The organism is Micromonospora sp. WMMD980, from assembly GCF_029626035.1.
Classification (GTDB): Bacteria; Actinomycetota; Actinomycetes; order Mycobacteriales; family Micromonosporaceae; genus Micromonospora.
On the sequence record NZ_JARUBE010000003.1, the window covers coordinates 97643 to 118495 of the forward strand.

General features: G+C 73.4%; 17 protein-coding genes and 2 tRNA genes. 11 read left to right on the forward strand and 8 right to left on the reverse strand.

All coding sequences use genetic code 11. The features are described from left to right. Positions 1-22: 22 nt before the first annotated feature. Positions 23-2569: an aminopeptidase N gene (gene pepN / locus O7618_RS00950; RefSeq protein ID WP_278104053.1), complete on the reverse strand. Its 2547-nt coding sequence runs from the start codon at positions 2567-2569 to the stop codon at positions 23-25. 229 nt (positions 2570-2798) lie between these two features. On the opposite strand from pepN, the gene O7618_RS00955 reads away from it, so the two are divergent. The 4 genes from O7618_RS00955 to O7618_RS00970 all read left to right on the forward strand — a co-directional run bounded on the left by O7618_RS00955 (position 2799) and on the right by O7618_RS00970 (position 5793). Then, on the forward strand, positions 2799-3425 hold the full coding sequence (locus tag O7618_RS00955) for a disulfide bond formation protein DsbA (protein ID WP_278104054.1): 627 nt from the start codon (positions 2799-2801) through the stop codon (positions 3423-3425). Positions 3426-3589: 164 nt separating this feature from the next. Then, the gene (locus O7618_RS00960; RefSeq protein WP_278104055.1) at positions 3590-3919 is read left to right on the forward strand and encodes a hypothetical protein; all 330 of its coding nucleotides are present in this window, start codon (positions 3590-3592) and stop codon (positions 3917-3919) included. 128 nt (positions 3920-4047) lie between these two features. Continuing rightward, positions 4048-5247, forward strand: coding sequence for a DUF1015 family protein (locus O7618_RS00965; protein ID WP_278104056.1), 1200 nt, complete (start codon positions 4048-4050; stop codon positions 5245-5247). A gap of 75 nt (positions 5248-5322) precedes the next feature. Continuing rightward, complete coding sequence (locus O7618_RS00970; protein ID WP_278104057.1) at positions 5323-5793, forward strand: ribose-5-phosphate isomerase; 471 nt, start codon at positions 5323-5325, stop codon at positions 5791-5793. Between the two features lie 103 nt (positions 5794-5896). Here the strand turns inward: O7618_RS00970 and O7618_RS00975 are convergent, their stop codons facing one another. Further along, positions 5897-6232 carry a hypothetical protein gene (locus tag O7618_RS00975; RefSeq protein ID WP_347405405.1) on the reverse strand — a complete coding sequence of 112 codons (336 nt, stop codon included), beginning with the start codon at positions 6230-6232 and terminating at the stop codon, positions 5897-5899. Positions 6233-6530: 298 nt separating this feature from the next. After that, positions 6531-7751: a GNAT family N-acetyltransferase gene (locus tag O7618_RS00980; RefSeq protein WP_278104059.1), complete on the reverse strand. Its 1221-nt coding sequence runs from the start codon at positions 7749-7751 to the stop codon at positions 6531-6533. A 99-nt stretch (positions 7752-7850) separates the two neighbouring features. Between O7618_RS00980 and O7618_RS00985 the strand changes: the two genes are divergently transcribed. Then, positions 7851-8375, forward strand: coding sequence for a hypothetical protein (locus O7618_RS00985; protein WP_278104060.1), 525 nt, complete (start codon positions 7851-7853; stop codon positions 8373-8375). Between the two features lie 71 nt (positions 8376-8446). On the opposite strand, the gene O7618_RS00990 is transcribed toward O7618_RS00985, so the two are convergent. The 3 genes from O7618_RS00990 to O7618_RS01000 all read right to left on the reverse strand — a co-directional run bounded on the left by O7618_RS00990 (position 8447) and on the right by O7618_RS01000 (position 14177). Then, entirely contained in the window at positions 8447-8956 is a 510-nt protein-coding gene (locus O7618_RS00990) for a hypothetical protein (RefSeq protein ID WP_278104061.1), read from the reverse strand. A gap of 182 nt (positions 8957-9138) precedes the next feature. Next, positions 9139-11250, reverse strand: coding sequence for a M14 family zinc carboxypeptidase (locus O7618_RS00995; protein ID WP_278104062.1), 2112 nt, complete (start codon positions 11248-11250; stop codon positions 9139-9141). An 86-nt stretch (positions 11251-11336) separates the two neighbouring features. Then, the gene (locus tag O7618_RS01000; RefSeq protein ID WP_278104063.1) at positions 11337-14177 is read right to left on the reverse strand and encodes an Hsp70 family protein; all 2841 of its coding nucleotides are present in this window, start codon (positions 14175-14177) and stop codon (positions 11337-11339) included. A 132-nt stretch (positions 14178-14309) separates the two neighbouring features. On the opposite strand from O7618_RS01000, the gene O7618_RS01005 reads away from it, so the two are divergent. Beyond that, a complete protein-coding gene (locus O7618_RS01005; RefSeq protein WP_278104064.1) occupies positions 14310-14957 on the forward strand; it encodes an MOSC domain-containing protein in 648 nt (215 codons plus the stop codon). Positions 14958-15227: 270 nt separating this feature from the next. On the opposite strand, the gene O7618_RS01010 is transcribed toward O7618_RS01005, so the two are convergent. Further along, positions 15228-15301, reverse strand: a tRNA-Gly gene (locus O7618_RS01010). A gap of 297 nt (positions 15302-15598) precedes the next feature. Here O7618_RS01010 and O7618_RS01015 point away from each other — a divergent pair. From O7618_RS01015 to clpX, 5 genes are all read left to right on the forward strand, one after another. Beyond that, positions 15599-15672, forward strand: a tRNA-Pro gene (locus tag O7618_RS01015). Positions 15673-15819: 147 nt separating this feature from the next. Next, complete coding sequence (gene tig, locus O7618_RS01020) at positions 15820-17166, forward strand: trigger factor (RefSeq protein WP_278104065.1); 1347 nt, start codon at positions 15820-15822, stop codon at positions 17164-17166. Between the two features lie 173 nt (positions 17167-17339). Beyond that, a complete protein-coding gene (locus O7618_RS01025; protein ID WP_089158260.1) occupies positions 17340-17981 on the forward strand; it encodes an ATP-dependent Clp protease proteolytic subunit in 642 nt (213 codons plus the stop codon). Positions 17982-17995: 14 nt separating this feature from the next. Further along, positions 17996-18658, forward strand: coding sequence for an ATP-dependent Clp protease proteolytic subunit (locus tag O7618_RS01030; RefSeq protein WP_278104066.1), 663 nt, complete (start codon positions 17996-17998; stop codon positions 18656-18658). Positions 18659-18884: 226 nt separating this feature from the next. Further along, on the forward strand, positions 18885-20177 hold the full coding sequence (gene clpX, locus O7618_RS01035) for an ATP-dependent Clp protease ATP-binding subunit ClpX (RefSeq protein WP_089158259.1): 1293 nt from the start codon (positions 18885-18887) through the stop codon (positions 20175-20177). 24 nt (positions 20178-20201) lie between these two features. Here clpX and O7618_RS01040 read toward each other — a convergent pair whose 3' ends face one another. Further along, positions 20202-20846: an XRE family transcriptional regulator gene (locus O7618_RS01040; protein ID WP_278104067.1), complete on the reverse strand. Its 645-nt coding sequence runs from the start codon at positions 20844-20846 to the stop codon at positions 20202-20204. Positions 20847-20853: the final 7 nt, after the last annotated feature.

Sequence of the window (20853 nt, forward strand, 5' to 3'; positions counted from 1 at the left end):
GCCCCGGCCGTCGTGCCCCTGGTCAGGCGCTGCGGGCGTCCCGCTCGCGGGCCTTCAGCGCGCGGACCACCCCGTCGCGGCCCTCGGCCACCAGGCGGCGCAGCGACGCCGGCTGGCCGTCGCGGGCCAGCCACGCGTCGGTGGCCGCGACCGTGTCCTCGTCGACCAGGTAGGACGGGTAGGCGAGCTGCACGAACTCCTGCGCCGGCTCGCTGTCCCGCTGCGCCCAGACCTGGTCCACCGCGGTGAAGTAACGCTCCCGGTAGGGCGCGGTCAGCTCCACCTGCGCCGGGTGGGTGAGACCCTGCAGCAGCGCCCGGTTGCGCCAGTTGGGCAGCGCGTCCGGGCCGGTGAGCTGCGCCCACACCGCGGCCTTGTTCGCCTCCGTCGGCACCAGCGCGTACGCGTAGGCGGCCTCCCGCTCGCCGCTGGCGGTGCGGTCGCCCGCCAGCTCGGCGTCCACCTCGGCGGCGCCGGCCGCGCCGTTGGCGACCAGCGACTGGAGCACCGTCCAGCGCAGCTCGGTGTCGACGGTCAGGCCGTCCGGCACCCCGCTGCCGTCCAGCCAGCCACGCAGCGTGGCAAGGTCCTCGCTGGAACGGGCCGAGGAGGCGTACGCCCGGGCCCAGGCGAGCTGGAAACCGCTGCCCGGTTCCGCCGCGGCGAGCGCGGTCCGCGCGGTGCGGGCCAGGTCCGCCCAGCCGGTCGGCGCCCACGCCGGGTCGGCGTAGAAGGTGAGGGCGGTGGTCGCCTGCCGCAGCGTGGCGGTCACCAGGTTGATGTCGGTCTCCGCGGTCAGCCCGGCCAGCACCAGCGCCACGTAGTCGCGGGCCGCCAGCTCGGCGTCGCGGGTCATGTCCCAGGCGGCCGTCCAGCACAGCGCCCGGGCCAGCGACGAGTCGAAACCGGAGATGTGCTGCACCACAGTCGACATGGACCGCTCGTCCAGGCGCAGCTTGGTGTAGGTCAGGTCCTCGTCGTTGAGCAGCAGCACGTCCGCGGCCGGCTTGCCGTGCAGCGCGGACAGCTCGGTCAGCTCGCCGGTCACGTCCACCTCGACCAGCTCACGGCGGGCCAGCCGGCCGTCGGTCAGGTCGTAGAGACCCACCCCGATCCGGTGCGTCCGCAGCGTCGGGTGCCCGGCCGGCGCCTCCTGCCGGACCACCACCCGCTCGTACGCGCCGTCGGCGCCGATGGTCACCTCCGGGCGCAGCGTGTTGACCTGTGCGGTCTCCAACCACTGGGCGGCGAACTTGCGCAGCTCCCGGCCGGAGGCCGCCTCCAGCTCGGAGAGCAGGTCGTCGAAGGTGGCGTTGCCCCACGCGTGCTTGCCGAAGTAGGCCCGCAGGCCGGCCAGGAACGGCTCCTCGCCCACGTACGCGACGAGCTGCTTGAGCACGCTGGCGCCCTTGGCGTACGTGATGCCGTCGAAGTTGACCTCGACGGCCTCCAGGTCCGGCATCTCGCAGTAGACCGGGTGGGTGGAGGAGAGCTGGTCCTGCCGGTAGCCCCAGTTCTTCCGGATGGAGAGGAACGTCGTCCAGGCGTCGGTGAAGCGGGTGGCGTGCGTGTTGCACCAGTGGCTGGCCCACTCGGCGAACGACTCGTTCAGCCACAGGTCGTTCCACCAGCGCATGGTGACCAGGTCACCGAACCACATGTGCGCCAGCTCGTGCAGGATCGTGTTGGCCCGCTGCTCGTACTCGAAGTCGGTGACCTGCGAGCGGAAGATGTAGTGCGACTCGGCGTGCGTGACGCAGCCGAAGTTCTCCATCGCGCCGGCGTTGAAGTCCGGCACCCAGAGCTGGTCGTACTTGGGCAGCGGGTAGCGCACGCCGAACTTCTCCTGGAAGAAGTCGAAGCCCTGCGTGGTGATCAGGTGCAGGTCGTCGGCGTCGAGGTGGGGAGCCATGCTGGCCCGGCAGAAGTAGCCCATGTCGATGCCGTCGTGGGTGTGCCGCACCTCGTGGTAGGGCCCGGCGCAGAGCGCGGTGATGTAGGTGCTCATCCGCTCGGAGACGGTGAAGTGCAGCGTCTTCATGCCCTCGCCGGCGGCCTCCTCATGGGCCACCGGCATGTTCGACACGACCTTCCAGTGCTCCGGGACGGTGGCGTGCCAGGTGTAGACGCTCTTCAGGTCGGGCTGGTCGAAGCAGGCGAAGACCTTCTGCGCGTCGGCGGTCTCGAACTGGCTGTAGAGGTAGGTCTCGCCGTCGACCGGGTCGACGGTCCGGTGCAGGCCCTGGCCGCTGTTCGAGTAGCCGAAGTCGGCGTCGACCACGAGCACGTTCTCGGCGGCCAGGCCGGTCAGCGTGAGGCCCTTCTCGGCGGACCAGTCGGACAGGTCGACCGGCTCGCCGTTGAGGGTGGCCGAGCGCACCGACTCGGCGGCCGTCTCGATGAAGGTGGTCGCCCCGGGCTCGGCGCAACGGAACCGGACCTCGGTCACCGAGCGGAACGTGCGACCGGTGGGCTGCACGGCGGTCGACAGGTCAAGGCTGATGTCGTACCCGGTCACCTCGAGCAGGCGGGCCCGCTCCGTCGCCTCGACCTGGGTCAGGTTGCGCACTCCCGGCACTGTTCGTCTCCATCCCACTCGTCTCGCCGCGCCCCGCGGCACCGGTCTCTGCCCGGTCCGCTCGTGACGGCCGGCGCAGCACCGAGTCTTCCATGCACGCACCGCCTCCGGTGGGCGAGGTCACGCTCTCATTCCGGTACCGATCGACGCTTCCCGGGGTGAGGATCGGAAGGTGAAGGCGCCGGGTTCCGGCGCGGCTAAGACGTGAAGGGACGACACCGTGACCGATCGTGTCACCGCGGACATGTGGTTCGACCCGCTGTGCCCGTGGGCGTGGATCACCTCCCGCTGGCTGCTGGAGGTCGAGCAGGTCCGGGACGTGGACATCCGGTTCCACGTGATGAGCCTGTCCGTGCTCAACGAGGGGCGGGAGTTGCCGGAGGAGTACCGGGAGCTGATGAGCAAGGGCTGGGGCCCGGTGCGGGTGTGCATCGCCGTCGAGCAGGCGCACGGCGCCGTGGCACTGGCGAAGCTCTACACCGCCATGGGCACCCGGATCCACCTGGGCAAGGAGGAGCTTGGCCGGGACATGCTGGTCGGCGCGCTGACCGACGTCGGGCTGGACCCGGCGCTGGCCGACGCCGCCGAGTCCACCCAGTACGACGACGCGCTGCGGGCCAGCCACGAGGCCGGCATGCGGCCGGTCGGCACCGAGGTGGGCACCCCCGTGGTGCACGCGCCCGGACCGGACGGCGCCGGTCAGGTCGCGTTCTTCGGCCCGGTCATCACGCCGGCGCCGAAGGGCGAGGCGGCGGGCCGGCTCTGGGACGGCGTGCTGCTGGTCAGCGCCACCCCCGGCTTCTACGAGCTGAAGCGCACCCGCACCCAGGGCCCCATCTTCGACTGAGGCGCAAGGAGGGGCCCCCTCTTAACGCCTCCGGTAGAGGAGGGGGCCCCTCTTAACAACCCGTGCCGCCCGTCACCGGGCTGGTGCGGGGCTCGTTTCACCGGGTGTCCCAGCCGGCGGCCCCGAGCGAGGCCGCACCACGGCAGCTCCTGGAGGCGTTCTCAATGGGTAAGCACCGCCGCCCGTCCGACGACGCGACGCAGCCGGCGACCAGGGATTCCGGTGCGACGTACTGGTCGGTGGCCGAGGGCGACTGGCCCGCCGGGCCGGCCGAGCTGGCCGACCTGCTGGCCCCGCCGATCGTGGTCGGCGTGGCCCGCGTGGTGGCCACCTCGCGGATGACCCCACCGGAGGCGGATCGCGCCGGTCGCGCGCCGAGCCGGTCCGGCGCCGCCGCGGGGGCGACGACGGTACGCCTCAACGCCGGCTCCCGCCCGTCCGCCCCGCCCCGCCGCCCGGCCGCTCCCGGCCGCCACCGCGACCCCGTCGCCTGAGCATCCCGGCTGTTAACAGGGGGCCCCTCCTCTACCAGAGGCGTTAAGCGGGGGCCCCTCCTTTCACCTGGTGGAAGGGGGCGAGTCCGGCGGCGGCTGTGGAACGGGCACGGGTAGCGTCAGCGGGCATGACGGTCGTGCATCCGATCGCCCGGGCCTGGATCACCACTGGCGGCACCGGCGCGCAGAACTACGACGAGTTCGCCGACGACGCGGAGATCACCGCCATCGTGGCGGCCAATCCGCACAGCGCCCTGGGCATCGAGATGCCCCACCGGGCGCCGGACAGCGTCGGGAAGTCGTTCCTCGACGCCCTCCCGGACGCGGTGGCACGCTTCGCCGAGGCCAAGGCGGACGGCAGCTACACCCCGGCCGAGCAGGTGGTGGTGCTCTACCGGATCAGCGCGCCGGGCGAGGAGAACGCGTACGGGCTGTGGGCCATGGTCGACACCGACCAGATCTCCACCCGCGCCGACGAGCCCGGCCTGGTGATCCGTAACGAGGACGTGTTCATCGCCAAGGTGCGCGAGCGCGTCGCGCTGGCCGAGGCGCTCGGTCACCTGCTCTCGCCCGTACTCCTGCTCCAGACCGGGCGCGGCGACGAGCTGCACGCGGCGCTCGCGGCGGCGACCGAGTCGGCCGGCGCGCCCGCCGCGACCGACGTCGACCAGTCCGGCCGCACGCACGCCATCTGGCTGGTCGGTCCCGGCGCGGCGCAGGACGAGCTGACCGCGCTGGCCGGCGGCGGCGACCTGGTGGTGGCGGACGGCAACCACCGCAGCCTGGCCGCCCAGACCGGCGGCTTCCCGCGCTTCCTCTCGGTGATCACCACACCGGCGTCGGTCGCCATCCAGCCCTACAACCGGCTGGTCAGCGAGCTGACCACCACGCCGGACGAGCTGCTCGACCGGCTCCGCGCCGCCGGGGCCGAGGTCACCGAGGCCGCCGGCCCGGTCGGTGTCCCGGCCACCGGCGGCACCGTGCACCTGCACCTCGCCGGCCGGGGGTACGCGGTGACGCTGCCGCATGTCGGCGCCGGCCGGTTGGAGAACCTGGACCACGCGCTCGTCGAGCGGCTGCTGCTGCGGGACGTGCTGGGCCTCGACCCGGGCGACAAGCGGATCAACTACGTCGGGGGCGACTACCCGGCGAGCTGGCTGACCGGTGAGGTCGACGCCGGCCGGGCCGAGCTGGCCGTGCTGGTGGCACCGGTGACCGTGGACGACTTCGTCGCGGTCAACCTGGCCCGGGAGAAGATGCCGCGTAAGAGCACCTGGTTCACCCCGAAGGCGCGGGCCGGCCTGGTGGTGGCGGAGCTGCCCCGCTGACCGGCGTGTGACGTACCGCCTCGGGGTCGCCGCCCGGGCGTCGATTCTCCAGGCGGGCCTGTCAGACTGCGCGGTATGCGCGTCTACCTGGGATCCGACCACGCCGGCTTCGAGCTGAAGGTGCACCTGGCCAACCACCTGGCCAAGCAGGGCTACGAGGTGGTGGACGTCGGTCCGCACGCCTTCGACCCGGACGACGACTACCCGGCGTTCTGCCTGCACACCGGCGACCGCGTGGTGGGCGACCCGGGCAGCCTCGGCGTGGTGATCGGCGGCTCGGGCAACGGCGAGCAGATCGCCGCCAACAAGGTGGCCGGCGTCCGGGCGGCGCTGGCCTGGAACGTCGACACCGCCCAGCTCTCCCGGGAGCACAACGACGCCAACATCGTCGCGATCGGCGCCCGGCAGCACACGCTGGACGAGGCCACCGCCCTGGTCGAGGCGTTCCTGACCACGGCGTTCTCCGGCAACCCCCGGCACAGCCGCCGGATCACCCAGGTGGCCGACTACGAGCAGAGCCGCCGGCTGCCGGACCTGCCCGCCTGACGGTCCGTCGCGCCGGGCGGGCAGGTCCGTCGCGTCGGGCGCGGGCGCGGCCCGCCGGGTTCGGTGCGGGACGGGGCATCGGGTCGGGTGCCGGAGCAGCCGTTCAGCGTCCGCCGCGGGGCAGTTCCTCGCGCGGCACCCAGTTGCGGCGGACCAGCACCACCCGCGCCTCGGCCTCGGCGAGGTCGTCGTCGGTGGGGCGGGCGGCGTCCCGCGCCCGCATCGCGGCGGTCACGCTCACCTGTGACGACCCGGAGCCGACGAGGCCACGCAGTCCGCGTTCGCCCTCGTCGGCGGAGGGGGCGCCGCGCCGGCCCCGTGGTTCCGACTCGAACTCACCACGTCGGGGTCCGCGCGACGGCCGCGAGCCGTCGTCCGAGGGCGCGTGCTCGGCGCGCCGGGGACCGTGCGGGGGGCGGGGCGCGACGTCGTCGTGCACCCCGGCCGTGCTCGCGCTCGTCTCCGAGCCCGCGCCCGCCGCGCCCGGGCCGGGCTCGCGGGTCGGGTGCGCGCTCCTCGCCCCGGTGTCGACCGCCTCGGCCGGCTCGCTCTGATGCCGCAGTCGCCGTCGCCGTCGCTCCGCCTCACCCACCCCCCGACCGTACCGCCCGCCACGCCCTCGGTCGGCCCGGCGAGGCGACCGCGCCACGATCATGGAGGCGTGGTGCGTGCGATGTCGGAATGATCCGGGTAGCCGGGGTGCCACCGCTCCACCACCGACGGCAGTGCGGCGTGGGTCAGAAGTTCTCCATGGGGGTGGGGGCGCGGTGCCAGGTGAAGGCGGGGGTGAGCCGGGTCAGGGTGCCGGGGATCAGCTCGCGGAGGCGGCCGGTGGCGGCCAGCGCGGCCGGGGTGGTGCCGCCCAGGTAGAGCTCGCCCAACGCGCGGACGTCGCAGGCCAGCGCGGCCGGTGCGGTGGTGGTCGCGCACTCGGCGCCGTCCGGGCCGCCGACCAGCCGCCACCGGCCGGTGTTCTCCGGCAGCAGCGCGTCGACGACCTCGACCACCACGTCGACGTCGGCGGCGTAGCGGCGGGCGGCGAACGCGGCCGGCACGTCCACCACCCGCACCCAGAGCCCGTCGGCGAGCTGCGGGGCGAGCTGGCGCGGCTCGTCGACGAGGCGCAGCAGCGGCTCGTCCACGGCGGCGATCGGGAAGGAGAGCCGCCGGGTCAGGTCGACCGAGAGCAGCAGCCGCCAGAGCGCCAGGTACGCCTCCGGCGTGAGCGCCACCACCTCGCCGACCCGCACCTCGCTGCGGGGGACGTCGCCGACCCACTCGTCCCTGGTCCGGTAGAGCGCGTACCCGTCGGGCCCGTCGGGCCCGTCGTGCAGCAGCACCCGCCGCTCGGTGGCGCCCTCCCGCCGGCTCTTCAGGTCCGCCAGCACGTACGCCCACCAGCGTTCGTCCCGCCGCGACCAGCCGGGGCGGTCGGCGCGTGCCCGCTCGTACAGCCGGGCCAGCTCGTCGGCGTGCCCGGCCGGTCGGTCCAGGCGCAGCGTGCCCTCGGCGGGCGTGGGGTCGGGCAGTCGCAGCCCGGTGGTGTCGGCGGACAGCGCCAGCCGCTGGGCCGCGGAGCCGTAGCCGAACCGGGGGTAGATGCGGCCCTCGCTGGCCCAGAGCACCGCGACCGGCTCCCGGCCGGCGTCGCGGATCTCCCGTAGCTGCCGGCGCATCAGCCCGCTCAGCAGGCCCCGGCGGCGATGCGTGGGCGCGACCGCCACCATGCTCACGTGCGCGGCCGGCACGTCCGCCCCCGGCACGGCGAGGTCGCGGCCGAACGCGCCGGCGTGCGCCACGGCGGTCCGTCCGTCGCGGACCAGCAGCGACCGTTCCGGCTCGAAGACCGGGCGTTCGATCGCCTGGAGCTCGGGGTCGGGATCGGTGTGGAAGGCCAGCGCCAGCAGCGCGGCGATCTCGTCGAAGTCCTCGGTCCGGGGCACCACCGCGTCGGTCATCGCCCGTGTGTACCCCATCACCGTGGGGGTCGGCACCCTATTTGCCGGGTGGCTACCCTCGAACCGAGGCCGACGTCGGTCGAGGGGGAGGACGGGAAGATGGCGGACCAGACACAGCCGTGGGCGGAGCGCACCGTGGAGGTGCCGCCCCAGCCGGTGCCGGAGCAGCGGGACGCGTTCCGGCGCGGGGTGGCGGCGGTCGGCCAGCGCCGTACGCCCCGCACCGAGCAGTTCCCCACGGTGGAGCACGGCGACTGGGCCGGCGAGCAGGCGCCGCGCCGGTCGATGAGCTGGCACCTGGCCCAGGCGCGCCGGGGCGGGGAGTGGAGCGCGGCCGGCGCGTTGTTCGCGTTCGTCTGCTGGGGCATCTGGGCGATCTCCGGCCGGGGCAACCTGATCACCCCGCTGCTCACGTTCGTGCTCAGCCTGCTCACCGCCGTCGGGCTGTTCGCGCTGACCCGGCTGGTCGGTCGGCTGATCCTGGAGCGGCAGCTCGGTCGGGTGCGCCGCAGCGCGCGCGGCGCGCACATGCTCACCGCGCTCTTCCTGGCCGGTGTGGGGGTGGCCTACCTCCAGCAGACCGAGTGGGTGGTCTCCGCCTGGAACTGGGTCACCGGCAACTGAGCCGCACCGGCGCGGGCGGGCGGCGGCACGCCGACCCGCCCGCGCCGGCACGTCGGCGGCGTGGGGGTCGCTCAGAAGCCGGTGGTGACGCCGGCCGCCTTGCAGGCGGCGTTGAGGTTCGCACCGGCCTTCTCCATGGCGGCGCTGTCGGCGGCGGTGCTCGGGTCGGCGGCCTTCGCCGCCTTGGTGTTCTCCGCGCCGAACCTCTTCAGGGCGGCGCCCGTGGCGTTGTCGCCCGCGGTCGCGGCCAGCGTGGTGGCGGTCCGGCCCATCTCGGCCAGGATCTTGGTGACCTCGGCGTTCGGGTCGCCGCCGGCCTGCACGGCGGAGACGAGTCGGGCCTTCATCTCGTCGCCCGACTTCTTGACCGACTCGCAGAGCTGCTTGGCGCCGGCGGTGTCCGCCGCGGCCGGCGGGGACGCGGTGGCGGCGGTGCTCGGGGCGGCGGCGATCGTCGCGGCGGGGACCGAGGCGGACGTGGCCGCCGGGCCCGCCGCGGTGTCGGGATCCTCGCCGCCGCAGGCGGTGAGCGTCGCCAGGGCGCAGGCCAGGACGATCGGAGCGATACGAATGGTTTTCACGGGAGGGCACGCTAGCGGACGGCGGCCCCTCGCGGGGGCGTCGGCGGCGGGCGGGTCGGCATGGTGCCGCCCGCCCGCGCGCCCGGTCGCGGTACGCCGCGACGCCGGTCGTCACTCCTCCAGGACGGCGCTCGCATTACCCCGCCCCGCCCGGTTCATCCGTCGCCCGTCGGATTGAGCGGTCAACGCCTCGCCGACGTGGCCGCGTGGTCGCGGGCCACCCGGACCAGCTCGATCAGGCCGCCGGCGTACTCCTGGGACTCGCCGTGCGCCTCGTCGAAGGGCGGCTGGAACCCGACGCCCTCCCACTGCCCGGTGGTCTCGTTCCATCTGTCGTTGCCGACCTCGAAGTCCCAGGCGAAGATGCCCAGCTCGTAGTAGAGCTGATCGGCCGAGTTGCCGGCCGCCGAGTAGAGCACGTCGGCGACCGGGCCGGTCTGCGACGGCCAGGTGACGGTGCCCCGCTCGGCCGCGATGGCGCCGACGATCCGGCGGGCGCTGGCCAGGAACAGCGTCGACTCGTCGATCGACGGGCGCGGCAGGGTGACCCGCCCGTCCGCCTTGTACGCCCCGGGCGGCCACATGAAGTAGCCGCCGTACGAGTGCACGTTCATCGCGAACCTGATGTTGGGATGCGCCTTCGCCAGGTCGATCACGTTGCGGCTCTCCGGCTCGGACAGCTCCGCCGTGCCCGCGTAGTTGCCGGAGAGGCAGTTGGCGCTGGCGCCCACGTAGCCGTCGAACAGCGACCCGACGGTGTAGTTGCGGTTGACGTCCACGCCCCAGTTGGTGCGGTACCTCGGGTCGCGGGCGGTGCCGGCGCAGTGGTTGACCAGGTTCTTGCGCTGGAAGTTGTAGTCGTGGAACGAGTAGTTCGCGCCGTCCGGGTTCACCGTCGGGATCACGAACACGTCCACCTGCTCCAGCAGGTCGCGGGTCGCCGCGTCGGTGCGCGCGTTGGCCAGCAGCCGCTCCGCGAACTCCAGCGTGACCAGCGGCGTCGCCCACTCCCGGGCGTGCTCCTGCGAGTACGCGAGCACCCCGATCCGGGAGCCGTCGCGGTGCTTGCCGATCCGCAGCGCCTGCACGGTCCACGGGCGGGCCGGCACCTCGGTGCCCTGCAACCCGTCGTCGAGGCGTACCGGTCCGGCGACCGGCATGGGCAGTCCGGCCGAGCCGTCCTCCACGGTGGCCCGCAGGCGCGTGCCCTGCCGGGCGTTGATCGCGGCGGCGACGTCGTCGGTGGTGCTGGTCACCTTGCCGGCGGCGTCGGTGGCCAGGGACACGGTGAGCACCCGGTCGCGGTAGCGGACGGTCAGTGGCCGGCCGGGCCGGCCCGGGTCGACGGTGCGCGCCTGCACGCCGTTCATGCCCTGGTCCCCGAAGCGGACCGACTCCACCACCACGGCGGCGACGGCCGGGTCACCCAGGTACGCGGCGGCGGTGCGGCGGTAGCCCTGGGTGCGGTTCGGCAGGTCGATGACGTCGACCAGGTCGCGGTACTGGCGGCCCAGCCGGGCGATCCGGGCCCTGATGTCGACCGGCGTCAGGTAGGCGTCGATGAAGTCCTTCTGGTAGCCGGCCGGCTGCGGCGGCGGTGCGGCGTTCGGCCAGAGCGAGGGGGCGACCGGCCGGCTCGTCCCGCCGAGGCTGGAGGTGGCGGTGAGCTGCACCGGCCGCCCGGGCACCGGCTGCGGCAGCGCGTAGTGGTACTGGTACTCGCCCGAGTCCTCGAACCGGTAGAGCGGGAAGGTGCCGGTGGCCCCGTCGGCGGTGCGCCAGCTCACCGTGATCTCCACGTCCGGGTCGTCGGTGGCGGTGGTGGCCACCTGGGCCTGGAGGAACGTCTTCCCGCCGGTGGTCCACCAGTAGGCCTGGAGGACCTGGAGGGTGTCCACCCCGTCGGCGGCACGCAGCCCGGCCCGGGTGCGGGCCTGCGCGGCGCGGGCGCTCTCGGCGAGCCGTCGGGCGCCGTCGTCGGCGCGTTGCACGATCTGCACCGCCGCCGCGCCCTGCCGGGTGAGGTCGGCGAGCTGCCGGCCGGTGAGGACGAGGTCGGCGACCGGGTGGCCGTCGCGGGACCGGGGCCGGTTGGCCAGGTCCGCGCCACCGGCGACCAGGCGGGCGAGTTGCGCCTCGTCGGCGAGCCGGACGCGGACCAGCGCGGTCTCGGCGGGCGCCAGGGTGACTGTGGGGGCGGCCGGCGCGGCCACGCCGGGGTCGGGATGGAACAGGCCGGCGGTGATCAGGATGCTGGTGGTGGCGAGCGCGGTCCACCGTCGTCGGACGAACACGGGGCCTCCTGACGGACGTCGATCTCTCGAACGTCCAGACCAGTCGAGGCATCGACGGCTGTCAAGCTCACTTTCGGTCGTGGCGCTCAGCCGGCGAACCGGTACAGCCGGAACTCCTTCTCCGCGCCGCACACCAGCATCTCGGTGTTCCAGGAGCAGGACTCGCTGCGGATCCGCTCCACCTTCCCCATCTCCAACGGCTTCCCGCCCACCGCGAGCCCGGCCAGGACGCGGTCGTCCTCGTAGCCGCCGGGTTCCTTGTCGAACAGCAGCAGGTTGCCGGCGTCCAGTCGGACGGCCACCCCGTCGCGCTCGCGCAGCACCGGCTCGCCGTCCGGCGCGAACACCGTCACCGAGTCGCGGGGCAGGGTCCGTTCGGCCAGCAGGTGCTCGCCGAGCGGGACCAGCCGCGCCGCCTGCGGCGCCGCCCAGTGCCGGCTGCCCGCACCCTCGGTGGCGACCACCACCCGCGTGCCGTCGGCGCCGGCGCCGGGCACCTCCAGCAGGCAGGCCCGGTGCTTCCCGCAGGTGACCAGCGCCTTCACCCGGCTGTCCGGGGCGGTGGCCTCGTAGAGCACGTCGGGCGTGCCGAGGCTGCCCAGGTCGTAGGAGAGCAGCCGCAGGCCCCGGTCGCTCTCCGCCACGTACAACCGGTCGTCGCGGGCGGCCACCGGGTCGTCGAGGTCGACCACGTTGCCGCGGCTGCGCAGGACCTTCCCGCTCGCCATGGCCAGCACCCGCACCGAGCGGTCCGCGCCCACCTGCACCAGCCGGTCGGCCTCACCCGACCACGGGGCGCGCGGCGAACCGTCCGGGTAGGCCGGGCCGTCCAGCGCCTCCCCGGTGCCGACCGGCACCACCACGGTGCGGGCGTCGCCGTACTCGCTGCGCGGGTTGTCCCGCCGCCACCGCTCCCGGCCGTCGGCCAGCCGCAACCCGACCAGCCGGTTGCCGGCGCGGTCCAGCCGGACCAGCGTGCCGGCCCCGAGGAAGATCTCGTCGTCCCCGGCGATCGTGGTGTCCCACCGCTGCGTGCCGGAGTCGCCGTCGAGCACCACCAACGGTCGGGGCGTGTCTGATCCGGAGGCGTCGGCGAGCACGGCGACGCCTCCGGGCAGCGCCCGGATTCCGGCCCACCGTTCGGCGCTCACCCCGGTCCGCCCCTCCCAGAGCGTCCGCCCGGTGGCGGCCTCCACCGCCCGCACCATCAGCCTGTCATCCGGCAACGACCAGGCCAGATAGGCGCGGTCGCCGAGCGTCTCGGTGAACATCGCGCCGGGCCGCTCGTCGCCCACGGCCACCGTCTCGACCAGATCCGGCGGGTGGAAGTCGAGCGCCGGGTGCCGGTCCCGGAGCACCCACAGCAGCATCGCGGCGGCCACCGTGACGACCACCAGGCCGGCGCCCGCCGCGAGCCAGCGGCCCCGCCGGCCACCGCGGCGCGACGCGCCGTCCGCAGGGGTGCCGGACCAGGGTCCGGGCCCGCCGGGACCGGCCGGCGACCCCGGGGGTACGCCGACAGCCGGGTACCCCGCCGGCTGCCGACCGCCGGCCGGGGCGTGCCCGGGTGGATCGGCGACGAGCGTGCCGTGCGGGCCGCCGGGAGCCGCCCACCCGTCGGCCCGGTCCTGCCGCGTCGGGGCCGGTGTCGCGTGCGCCACCGTGGTGTCGCGCTCGACCGCGCCCGGCACGGTGTCGGCGCGCCCGTTCACCTCCGTCACCCGCTGCGGCGCGGCCTGCTGCGGCGTGGCCGCCGGTGGCACGGGCCCGCCCGGCAGGCCGGCCCGCCGGGGCAGCGGCAGGTCGGTCAGCGCCCCCTCGGCGACCGGCAGTTCCGGCTGTTCCAGCACGGTCGGCGCGATGCCCAGCTCGGCGTGCAGCAGCCGGGCCACCAGCGGCACCCGGGTCGAGCCGCCGACCAGGAACAGCCCGGCGAGCTGCTCCGGGCGCAGCCCGGCGGCGGCGGTCACGTTCCGGGTCTCGGTGACCGCGCGGGCGAGCATCGGCGCGACGAGGCGCTCGAAGTCCGCCCGGGTCAGCGGGACGGCCGCCTCCACCCCCGGCACCGCCACCGGCGCGACCAGGGCCCGGGAGAGCATCTCCTTGGCGCCGCGCACGTTGTCCCAGAGCTGCTGCCGGTCCCGCCGGTCGGCGGTGGACGCCGGCTCGGTCAGCCGAGCCCACCGGCCGGGGTGGGCCGGCCGCACCAGCTCGCCGAGCCGCCCGAGCAGGGCCGCGTCCAGGTCGAGCCCGCCCAGGTCGGCGAGGCCGCCGGTGGCGACGAGCTGGAAACCGGAGTCGCCCCACGGGTCGGCGCCCTCGTTGCGCAGCACCGCCACGTCGAGCGTGCCGCCGCCGAAGTCGAACACCGCGACCGCGCCGCCCACCGGCACCGGCCGGCGGAGCACCTGGGTGTAGTAGCGGGCCGCGGCCACCGGCTCGCGCAGCAGGCGGGTTCCGGGCGCGATCGGCCCGGCGAGCGTGTGCTCGGCCGCCGACGGCCAGCCGGCGAGTTCCACCGCCTCGTGCAGCACCCGCCGTCGGGCCGGCGCCCAGGCCGCCGGGTGCGTCACCACCGCCGGGGGCAGCAGGCCGACCGCGGCCACCGCCGCGTCCGCGACCGCCCGCAGCGTCGCGGCCAGCAGCTCCGCCGGCCGGTACGCCCGCCCGCGCAGCTCGACGATCTCCTCGTCGACCCGCCGTTTCGGGCTCGGCTCGTAGCCGGTCGGGTCGGCCTGGGCGAGGCGCTGCGCGTCCCGCCCGACGTGCAGGTGACCGTCGGCGTCGGCGTAGACCCCGGACGGCAGGATCGGGTGCCCGTCCACGAGCAGCGGCCGGGTGGTCCCGTCCGGCCGGCGCAGCACCGCCACCGTGTTCGAGGTGCCGAGGTCCACGCCGAGGGCGACACCGTCCTGCTGGCCTGACATCCGTCGCTACCTCCGGCCGACGCGGGCATGTCCGGCCCGCATCGTACGCAGCCCGCGCCGCCCCGCTCCCGGCCCGTGCCCCGGTGGGAAATCGCTGGCCGGTCCCGGACGTCGGCCCTACCCTCACCCGGCATGAGGGTGCTCTCCGTGAACGTGGGCCGGCCCCGGCCCAACCCCTGGAAGGGGATCGGGGCGACCGGCATCGACAAGCGGCCCGTCGACGGTCCGGTCGCGGTCACCGCGCCCGGCCCGAAGGGCGCCGGTGAGGTCGGCCTGGCCGGCGACCGGGTCTACGACGTGGCCCACCACGGCGGCACCGACCAGGCCGTCTACGCGTACGCCCGGGAGGACCTGGACCGCTGGCAGGCCGAGTTGGGCCGGTCGCTGGGCAACGGCAGCTTCGGCGAGAACCTGACCACCGCCGGGCTGGACGTGACCGGTGCGCTGATCGGCGAGCGGTGGCGGATCGGGGCGGACGTCGTGCTGGAGGTGTCCTGCGCGCGGATCCCGTGCGGCACGTTCCAGGGCTGGCTGGGCGAGCAGGGCTGGATCAAGCGGTTCACCGCCGCCGCGGTGCCGGGGGCCTACCTGCGGGTGGTCGAGCCGGGCGAGGTCCGCGCCGACGACCCGGTCGAGGTCCTGAGCCGACCCGGGCACGAGGTGTCGGTGGCGTTCCTGTTCCGCGCGGTGACCTCGGAGCCGGAGCTGCTGCCCCGGGTGCTGGTGGCCGACGCCCTACCGGCGGACGACCGGGAGTGGATCCGCCGCCGGCTGTCCTGACCGCCCGGCCGGTGTCGCCGACACGCGGCTCCCCGCACGTGCACAGCACGGCCCATGATCGACCGTGATCGCCCCGACGCGCCACCCGCCGTGCGGTCAGTGGCGCGTGGTCGGGCCGGTTGGCCGGCAGCACGGGCCCCTCCCGGAGGCTGGTCTCCGGAGAGGGCCGCCGAGGAGGTCGGTGGCGGCGTGGCTCCGGGTGCGGGCCGGACTGGGCGAAGCAGACGGCCCAGACGCCGCGATCATGCGGTCTGCCTGGGCCTTCGTCGGTGGAGCGGGCGACGGGAATCGAACCCGCGTAGTCAGTTTGGAAGACTGAAGCTCTACCATTGAGCTACGCCCGCGAGCGCCTCGCTGCCGCGGGGCGCGCCCGTCAGCCTACCGAATGCGGGAGCCGGGCGTGCAGCCCGTACCCCGCGCGTGCCCGCCGTCCGCCCGAGATCCACACAACCTCGCCGAGGCGGCGCCTCTCCCGCGGCCCGGACCCCGCCACCTCGCCGAGGCGGCGAAGCGGCCCGGCCCCGGGACCCGCCACCTCGCGAGGTGGCGACGCGGCACGGCGATCGGGTGCGGCGCGCACGCGGCCCGGACGCCCCGGTCACCCGCCCGGGTGCCCGGACGGCATACACTCTTCGTCGCCACGGGGTGTGGCGCAGCTTGGTAGCGCACTCGCTTTGGGAGCGAGGGGCCGTGGGTTCAAATCCCGCCACCCCGACTGTCGTTCGCGACCGGATCGTCCCGGGAACCGCCGGTTTCTCCGCGCGGTGCCCGGGCCCTGCCGACGCCGCAGGCCGACTCGCCTACACTCGATGCGCCAATCACGCCCCAGAATCGACACCCAGATCCGTCAAGGAGTACGCCTGTGAAGAGCACCGTCGAGACTCTGAGCCCGACGCGCGTGCGGCTCGCCATCGAGGTGCCGTTCGTCGAGCTCGAGCCGAGCCTCAGGAAGGCGTACCGGGAGATCGGCCAGCAGGTCCAGGTTCCCGGCTTCCGCCGGGGCAAGGTTCCCAGCGCGGTGATCGACCAGCGGGTGGGCCGGGGGACCGTCCTCAACGAGGCGATCCAGGAGGCCATCCCGCAGAACATCCTCGCCGCGGTCCGCGAGCACGACCTCAAGACGCTGGGCCGTCCCGAGGTCGACATCACCGAGTTCAACGACGGTGACTCGCTCAACTTCACCGCCGAGGTCGACGTCCGGCCCGAGATCACCCTGCCGGACCCGGCCACCATCGAGGTGACCGTCGACGAGATCGAGATCGCCGACAGCGAGATCGACGACCAGGTCGGCAGCCTCCGTGAGCGGTTCGCCACCCTGAAGACCGTCGAGCGGGCCGCCCAGGAGGGCGACTTCGTCCAGATCGACCTGAACGCCACGGTCGACGGCGAGGAGGTCCCGGGCGGGTCGGCGAGCAACATCTCGCACGAGGTCGGCAGCAAGCAGCTCCTGCCGGGTCTGGACGAGGCGCTGGTCGGCCTGGCCGCCGGTGACAGCACCACCTTCACCACCCAGCTCGTGGGCGGCGACTACGCCGGTCGCGACGCCGACGTGGCGGTGACCGTCCGCACGGTCAAGGAGAAGGAGCTGCCCGAGCTGGACGACGACTTCGCCCAGATGGCCAGCGAGTTCGACACCATCGAGGAGCTGCGCGGCGACCTGCGCGAGCGGGTCACCCGCGGCAAGCAGGTCGAGCAGATCTACGCCGCCCGCGACAAGGCCCTGGAGCAGATGGTGGCCGCCGCCGAGGTGCCGGCGCCGGAGGGCGTCGTCAAGGAGGAGGTCGAGAGCCGCAAGGCCGCGATGGTCGACCAGCTCGAGCGCATCGGCGCCTCCCTGGAGGAATACCTCGCCGCGGAGGAGAAGACCGAGGAGCAGATCGACGCCGAGCTGACCGAGGCGGCGACCGACGGCGTCAAGATCCAGCTCCTGCTGGACACCCTCGCCGACGCCGAGGACGTGCAGGTCTCCGACGACGAGTTCGGGCACGAGATCGTGCACCGGGCGCAGCGCGCCGGGATGGCCCCGCAGCAGTACTACGACCAGCTCGCCCGCTCCGGCGCCGCCGCGGCCGTCTTCGGCGACGTCCGCCGGGGCAAGGCGCTCGCTGCGGTGATGGAGAAGATTAAGATCAAGGACGCGGCGGGCAACGAGGTCTCCCTCGACGCGCTGCGGGCCCAGAACGAGGCCGAGCACGACCACCAGCACTGATCGTTCCGGCGACGGCCGCCGTCCCGCGCTGTGCGCCGGGCGGCGGCCGAAACCCTTTCCGGGTACGCCGTGCGGGTGACTGCGCTGAGAGCGAACAGTGCCCCGACCGGGAGTGCGCCCGCACGACGAGCGGTTAGTGTCGGACAGGACGGTACGGAGAGCGAAGGGCTGCCATGACCGACATGCACATCCCCAAGAAGTCGCTCCGGGCGATCGAGGCCCGCGGTGGCGACTCCATTGGCAACCTCGACGACTCGGTCTACAACCGGTTGCTCAAGGAACGGATCATCTTCCTGGGCAGCGAGGTGAACGACCAGGTGGCCAACCGCATCTGCGCGCAGCTCCTGCTGCTCGCGGCGGAGGACCCGGACCGCGACATCTTCCTCTGGATCAACTCGCCGGGTGGCTCGGTCTACTCCGGCATGGCGATCTACGACACCATGCAGTACATCGACAACGACGTGTCGACCGTGGCCATGGGCATGGCCGCCTCGATGGGGCAGCTCCTGCTCTGCGCCGGCACCAAGGGCAAGCGCTACGCCCTGCCGCACGCGCGGATCATGATGCACCAGCCCTCGGGCGGTCTCGGCGGCACCGCGTCGGACATCGCGATCCAGGCCGAGCAGATGCTCTACACGAAGCGGATGTTCCAGGAGCGGGTGGCGCACCACACCGGCCAGTCCCAGGCCCAGATCGAGGCGGACTCGGACCGCGACCGCTGGTTCACCGCCCAGGAGGCCATGGACTACGGCTTCATCGACAAGGTGATCATCGGGGCCGCGCAGGTTCCGGATGGCGCCGGGACCCTGAGCTGATCGAGGAGCTGACGATGACCGACCTGAGCCTGCCGCCCCAGTTCGCGGCCGTGCACAACCGCTATGTCCTGCCGTCGTTCGTCGAGCGCACGTCGTACGGGATGAAGGAGTCGAATCCCTACAACAAGCTCTTCGAGGACCGGATCATCTTCCTCGGTGTCCAGGTGGACGACGCCTCGGCCAACGACGTGATGGCCCAGCTGCTGACGCTGGAGGGCACCGACCCGGACCGCGACATCATCATGTACATCAACTCGCCCGGTGGCTCCTTCACCGCCATGACGGCGATCTACGACACCATGCAGTACGTCCGGCCGGACATCCAGACGGTCTGCCTCGGGCAGGCGGCCAGCGCGGCGGCGGTGCTGCTCGCGGCGGGCACCCCGGGTAAGCGGATGGCACTGCCGAACTCCCGGATCATCATTCACCAGCCGGCCACCGAGGGTGGCTACGGCCAGGGGTCGGACATCGAGATCCAGGCCCGGGAGATCCTGCGGATGCGGACGCAGTTGGAGGACATGCTGTCCCGCCACTGCAACCGGCCGATCGAGCAGGTTCGTAAGGACATCGACCGTGACAAGATCATGACGGCCGAGGAGTCCAAGGAGTACGGGCTGGTCGACACCATCCTGACCAGCCGCAAGAAGGGTCTGCTGGCGACTCACACCGCAGGCTGAGCACGTGCGGGGTCGGAGGTCGGTCGGGGGTTGTTCCCGGCCGACCTCTGACACACCCGTTTTGGGGGTCGGAGAAAACCCGGCCACCGGGTAACGTCGGGTCTGTACCGCTCCGGGTCGGATCGGGTGGGGCCGACAGCACAGTGGGACGACAGGGACGGACGGGCGCCGCGGCGCCCGCAGGTCAGGGCCGGCGCTCCGGCCGATGAGTGCAGGGAGAACGTAGGTGGCACGGATCGGTGACGGCGGCGACCTACTGAAGTGCTCCTTCTGTGGCAAGTCACAGAAGCAGGTCAAGAAACTCATCGCGGGCCCCGGGGTCTACATCTGCGACGAGTGCATCGATCTCTGCAACGAGATCATCGAGGAGGAGTTGGCCGAGTCCGGCGAGGTGAAGTGGGAAGAGCTTCCCAAGCCGATGGAGATCTGCCAGTTCCTCGACAACTACGTCGTGGGTCAGGAGCAGGCCAAGAAGGCGCTCGCCGTCGCGGTCTACAACCACTACAAGCGGATCCAGGCGGAGGCCGCCGGTGCGCCCGGTTCCGGCAGTGACGGCGTCGAGCTGGCCAAGTCCAATATCATGCTGCTCGGCCCGACCGGCTGCGGTAAGACCCACCTGGCGCAGACCCTGGCCCGGATGCTCAACGTCCCGTTCGCGATCGCCGACGCCACCGCGCTCACCGAGGCGGGCTACGTCGGCGAGGACGTGGAGAACATCCTCCTCAAGCTGATCCAGGCCGCCGACTACGACATCAAGCGCGCCGAGACCGGCATCATCTACATCGACGAGGTCGACAAGATCGCCCGCAAGTCGGAGAACCCGTCGATCACCCGGGACGTCTCCGGCGAGGGCGTGCAGCAGGCGCTGCTGAAGATGCTGGAGGGCACGGTCGCCAACGTGCCGCCGCAGGGCGGCCGGAAGCACCCGCACCAGGAGTTCATCCAGATCGACACCACGAACGTGCTGTTCATCTGCGGTGGTGCGTTCGCCGGCCTCGACCAGATCATCGAGGCCCGCACCGGCTCCGGCGGCACCGGCTTCGGCGCTCGGCTCCGCTCGGTGTCGGAGCGGTCGACCGATGACATCTTCAGCCAGGTCATGCCGGAAGACATGTTGAAGTTCGGGCTGATCCCCGAGTTCATCGGCCGGCTCCCGGTGATCACCAACGTGCGCAGCCTCGACCGGGGCGCCCTGGTGAAGATCCTCACCGAGCCGCGCAACGCGCTGGTCCGGCAATATCAGCGCCTGTTCGAGCTGGACGGCGTCGAGCTGGAGTTCGAGCAGCCGGCGCTGGAGGCCATCGCCGACCAGGCCATGCTCCGCGGCACCGGCGCCCGTGGCCTGCGGGCCATCATGGAGGAGGTGCTCCTCTCCGTGATGTACGAGGTGCCGAGCAACCCCGACGCCGCCCGGGTGCTGATCACCCGCGAGGTCGTCCTGGAGAACGTCAACCCGACGATCGTGCCCCGCGAGTTCACCGGCCGGCGTCGCCGGGACCGCGAGGAGAAGTCGGCCTGAGCCGTCGTCGCGACCGCGCCCGGGTCAGCTCGGGCGCGGTTCGCGTGACCGGGTCCGCCGGTCCCACTCGCCCGACGGGGTGACCACCACCATCACCAGCCGCACCGGCGCGTCGCCGGCCGTGCGATAGCCGTGCGGCCGGTCGGCGTGGAACTCCACCGTCTCGCCGGTGTGCACCCCGTGGTCGACGCCGTCGACGGTGACGGTCAGGGCTCCGTCCAGCACGTGCAGGATCTCCCGGGTGCCGGGTGGGTGGTCGGGGGAGTGCAGGGCCTCGCCGGGCCGCATCCGCCAGTCCCAGAGTTCCACCATGTCCGGCTCGCCGATGCCGCTGAGCAGGCGCGCCGCGCCCCCGTTCGCGCCGCGCCACAGCACCGGTGCCGCGTCCGCGGGGGTCACCCGCACCGTGTTCTCCTCGGCCGGTTCGAGCAGCCGGGCGATGCTGATGCCGAACGCGTCGGCGACCCGGCAGAGCGTGCCGATGCTCGGGTTGGTGCGGGCGCCCTCGATCTGCACCAGCATGCCCTTGCTGACGCCGGACCGGCCGGCCAACTCCTCGAAGGACCAGCCGCGGGCGGCCCGCAACTCGCGTACCTGCCGGGCGACCGCGGCGGTCACCGCACCCACCCGTCCACCGGCGTCGGTCATCATGCTGTCCTTCACGGTCACTATTATG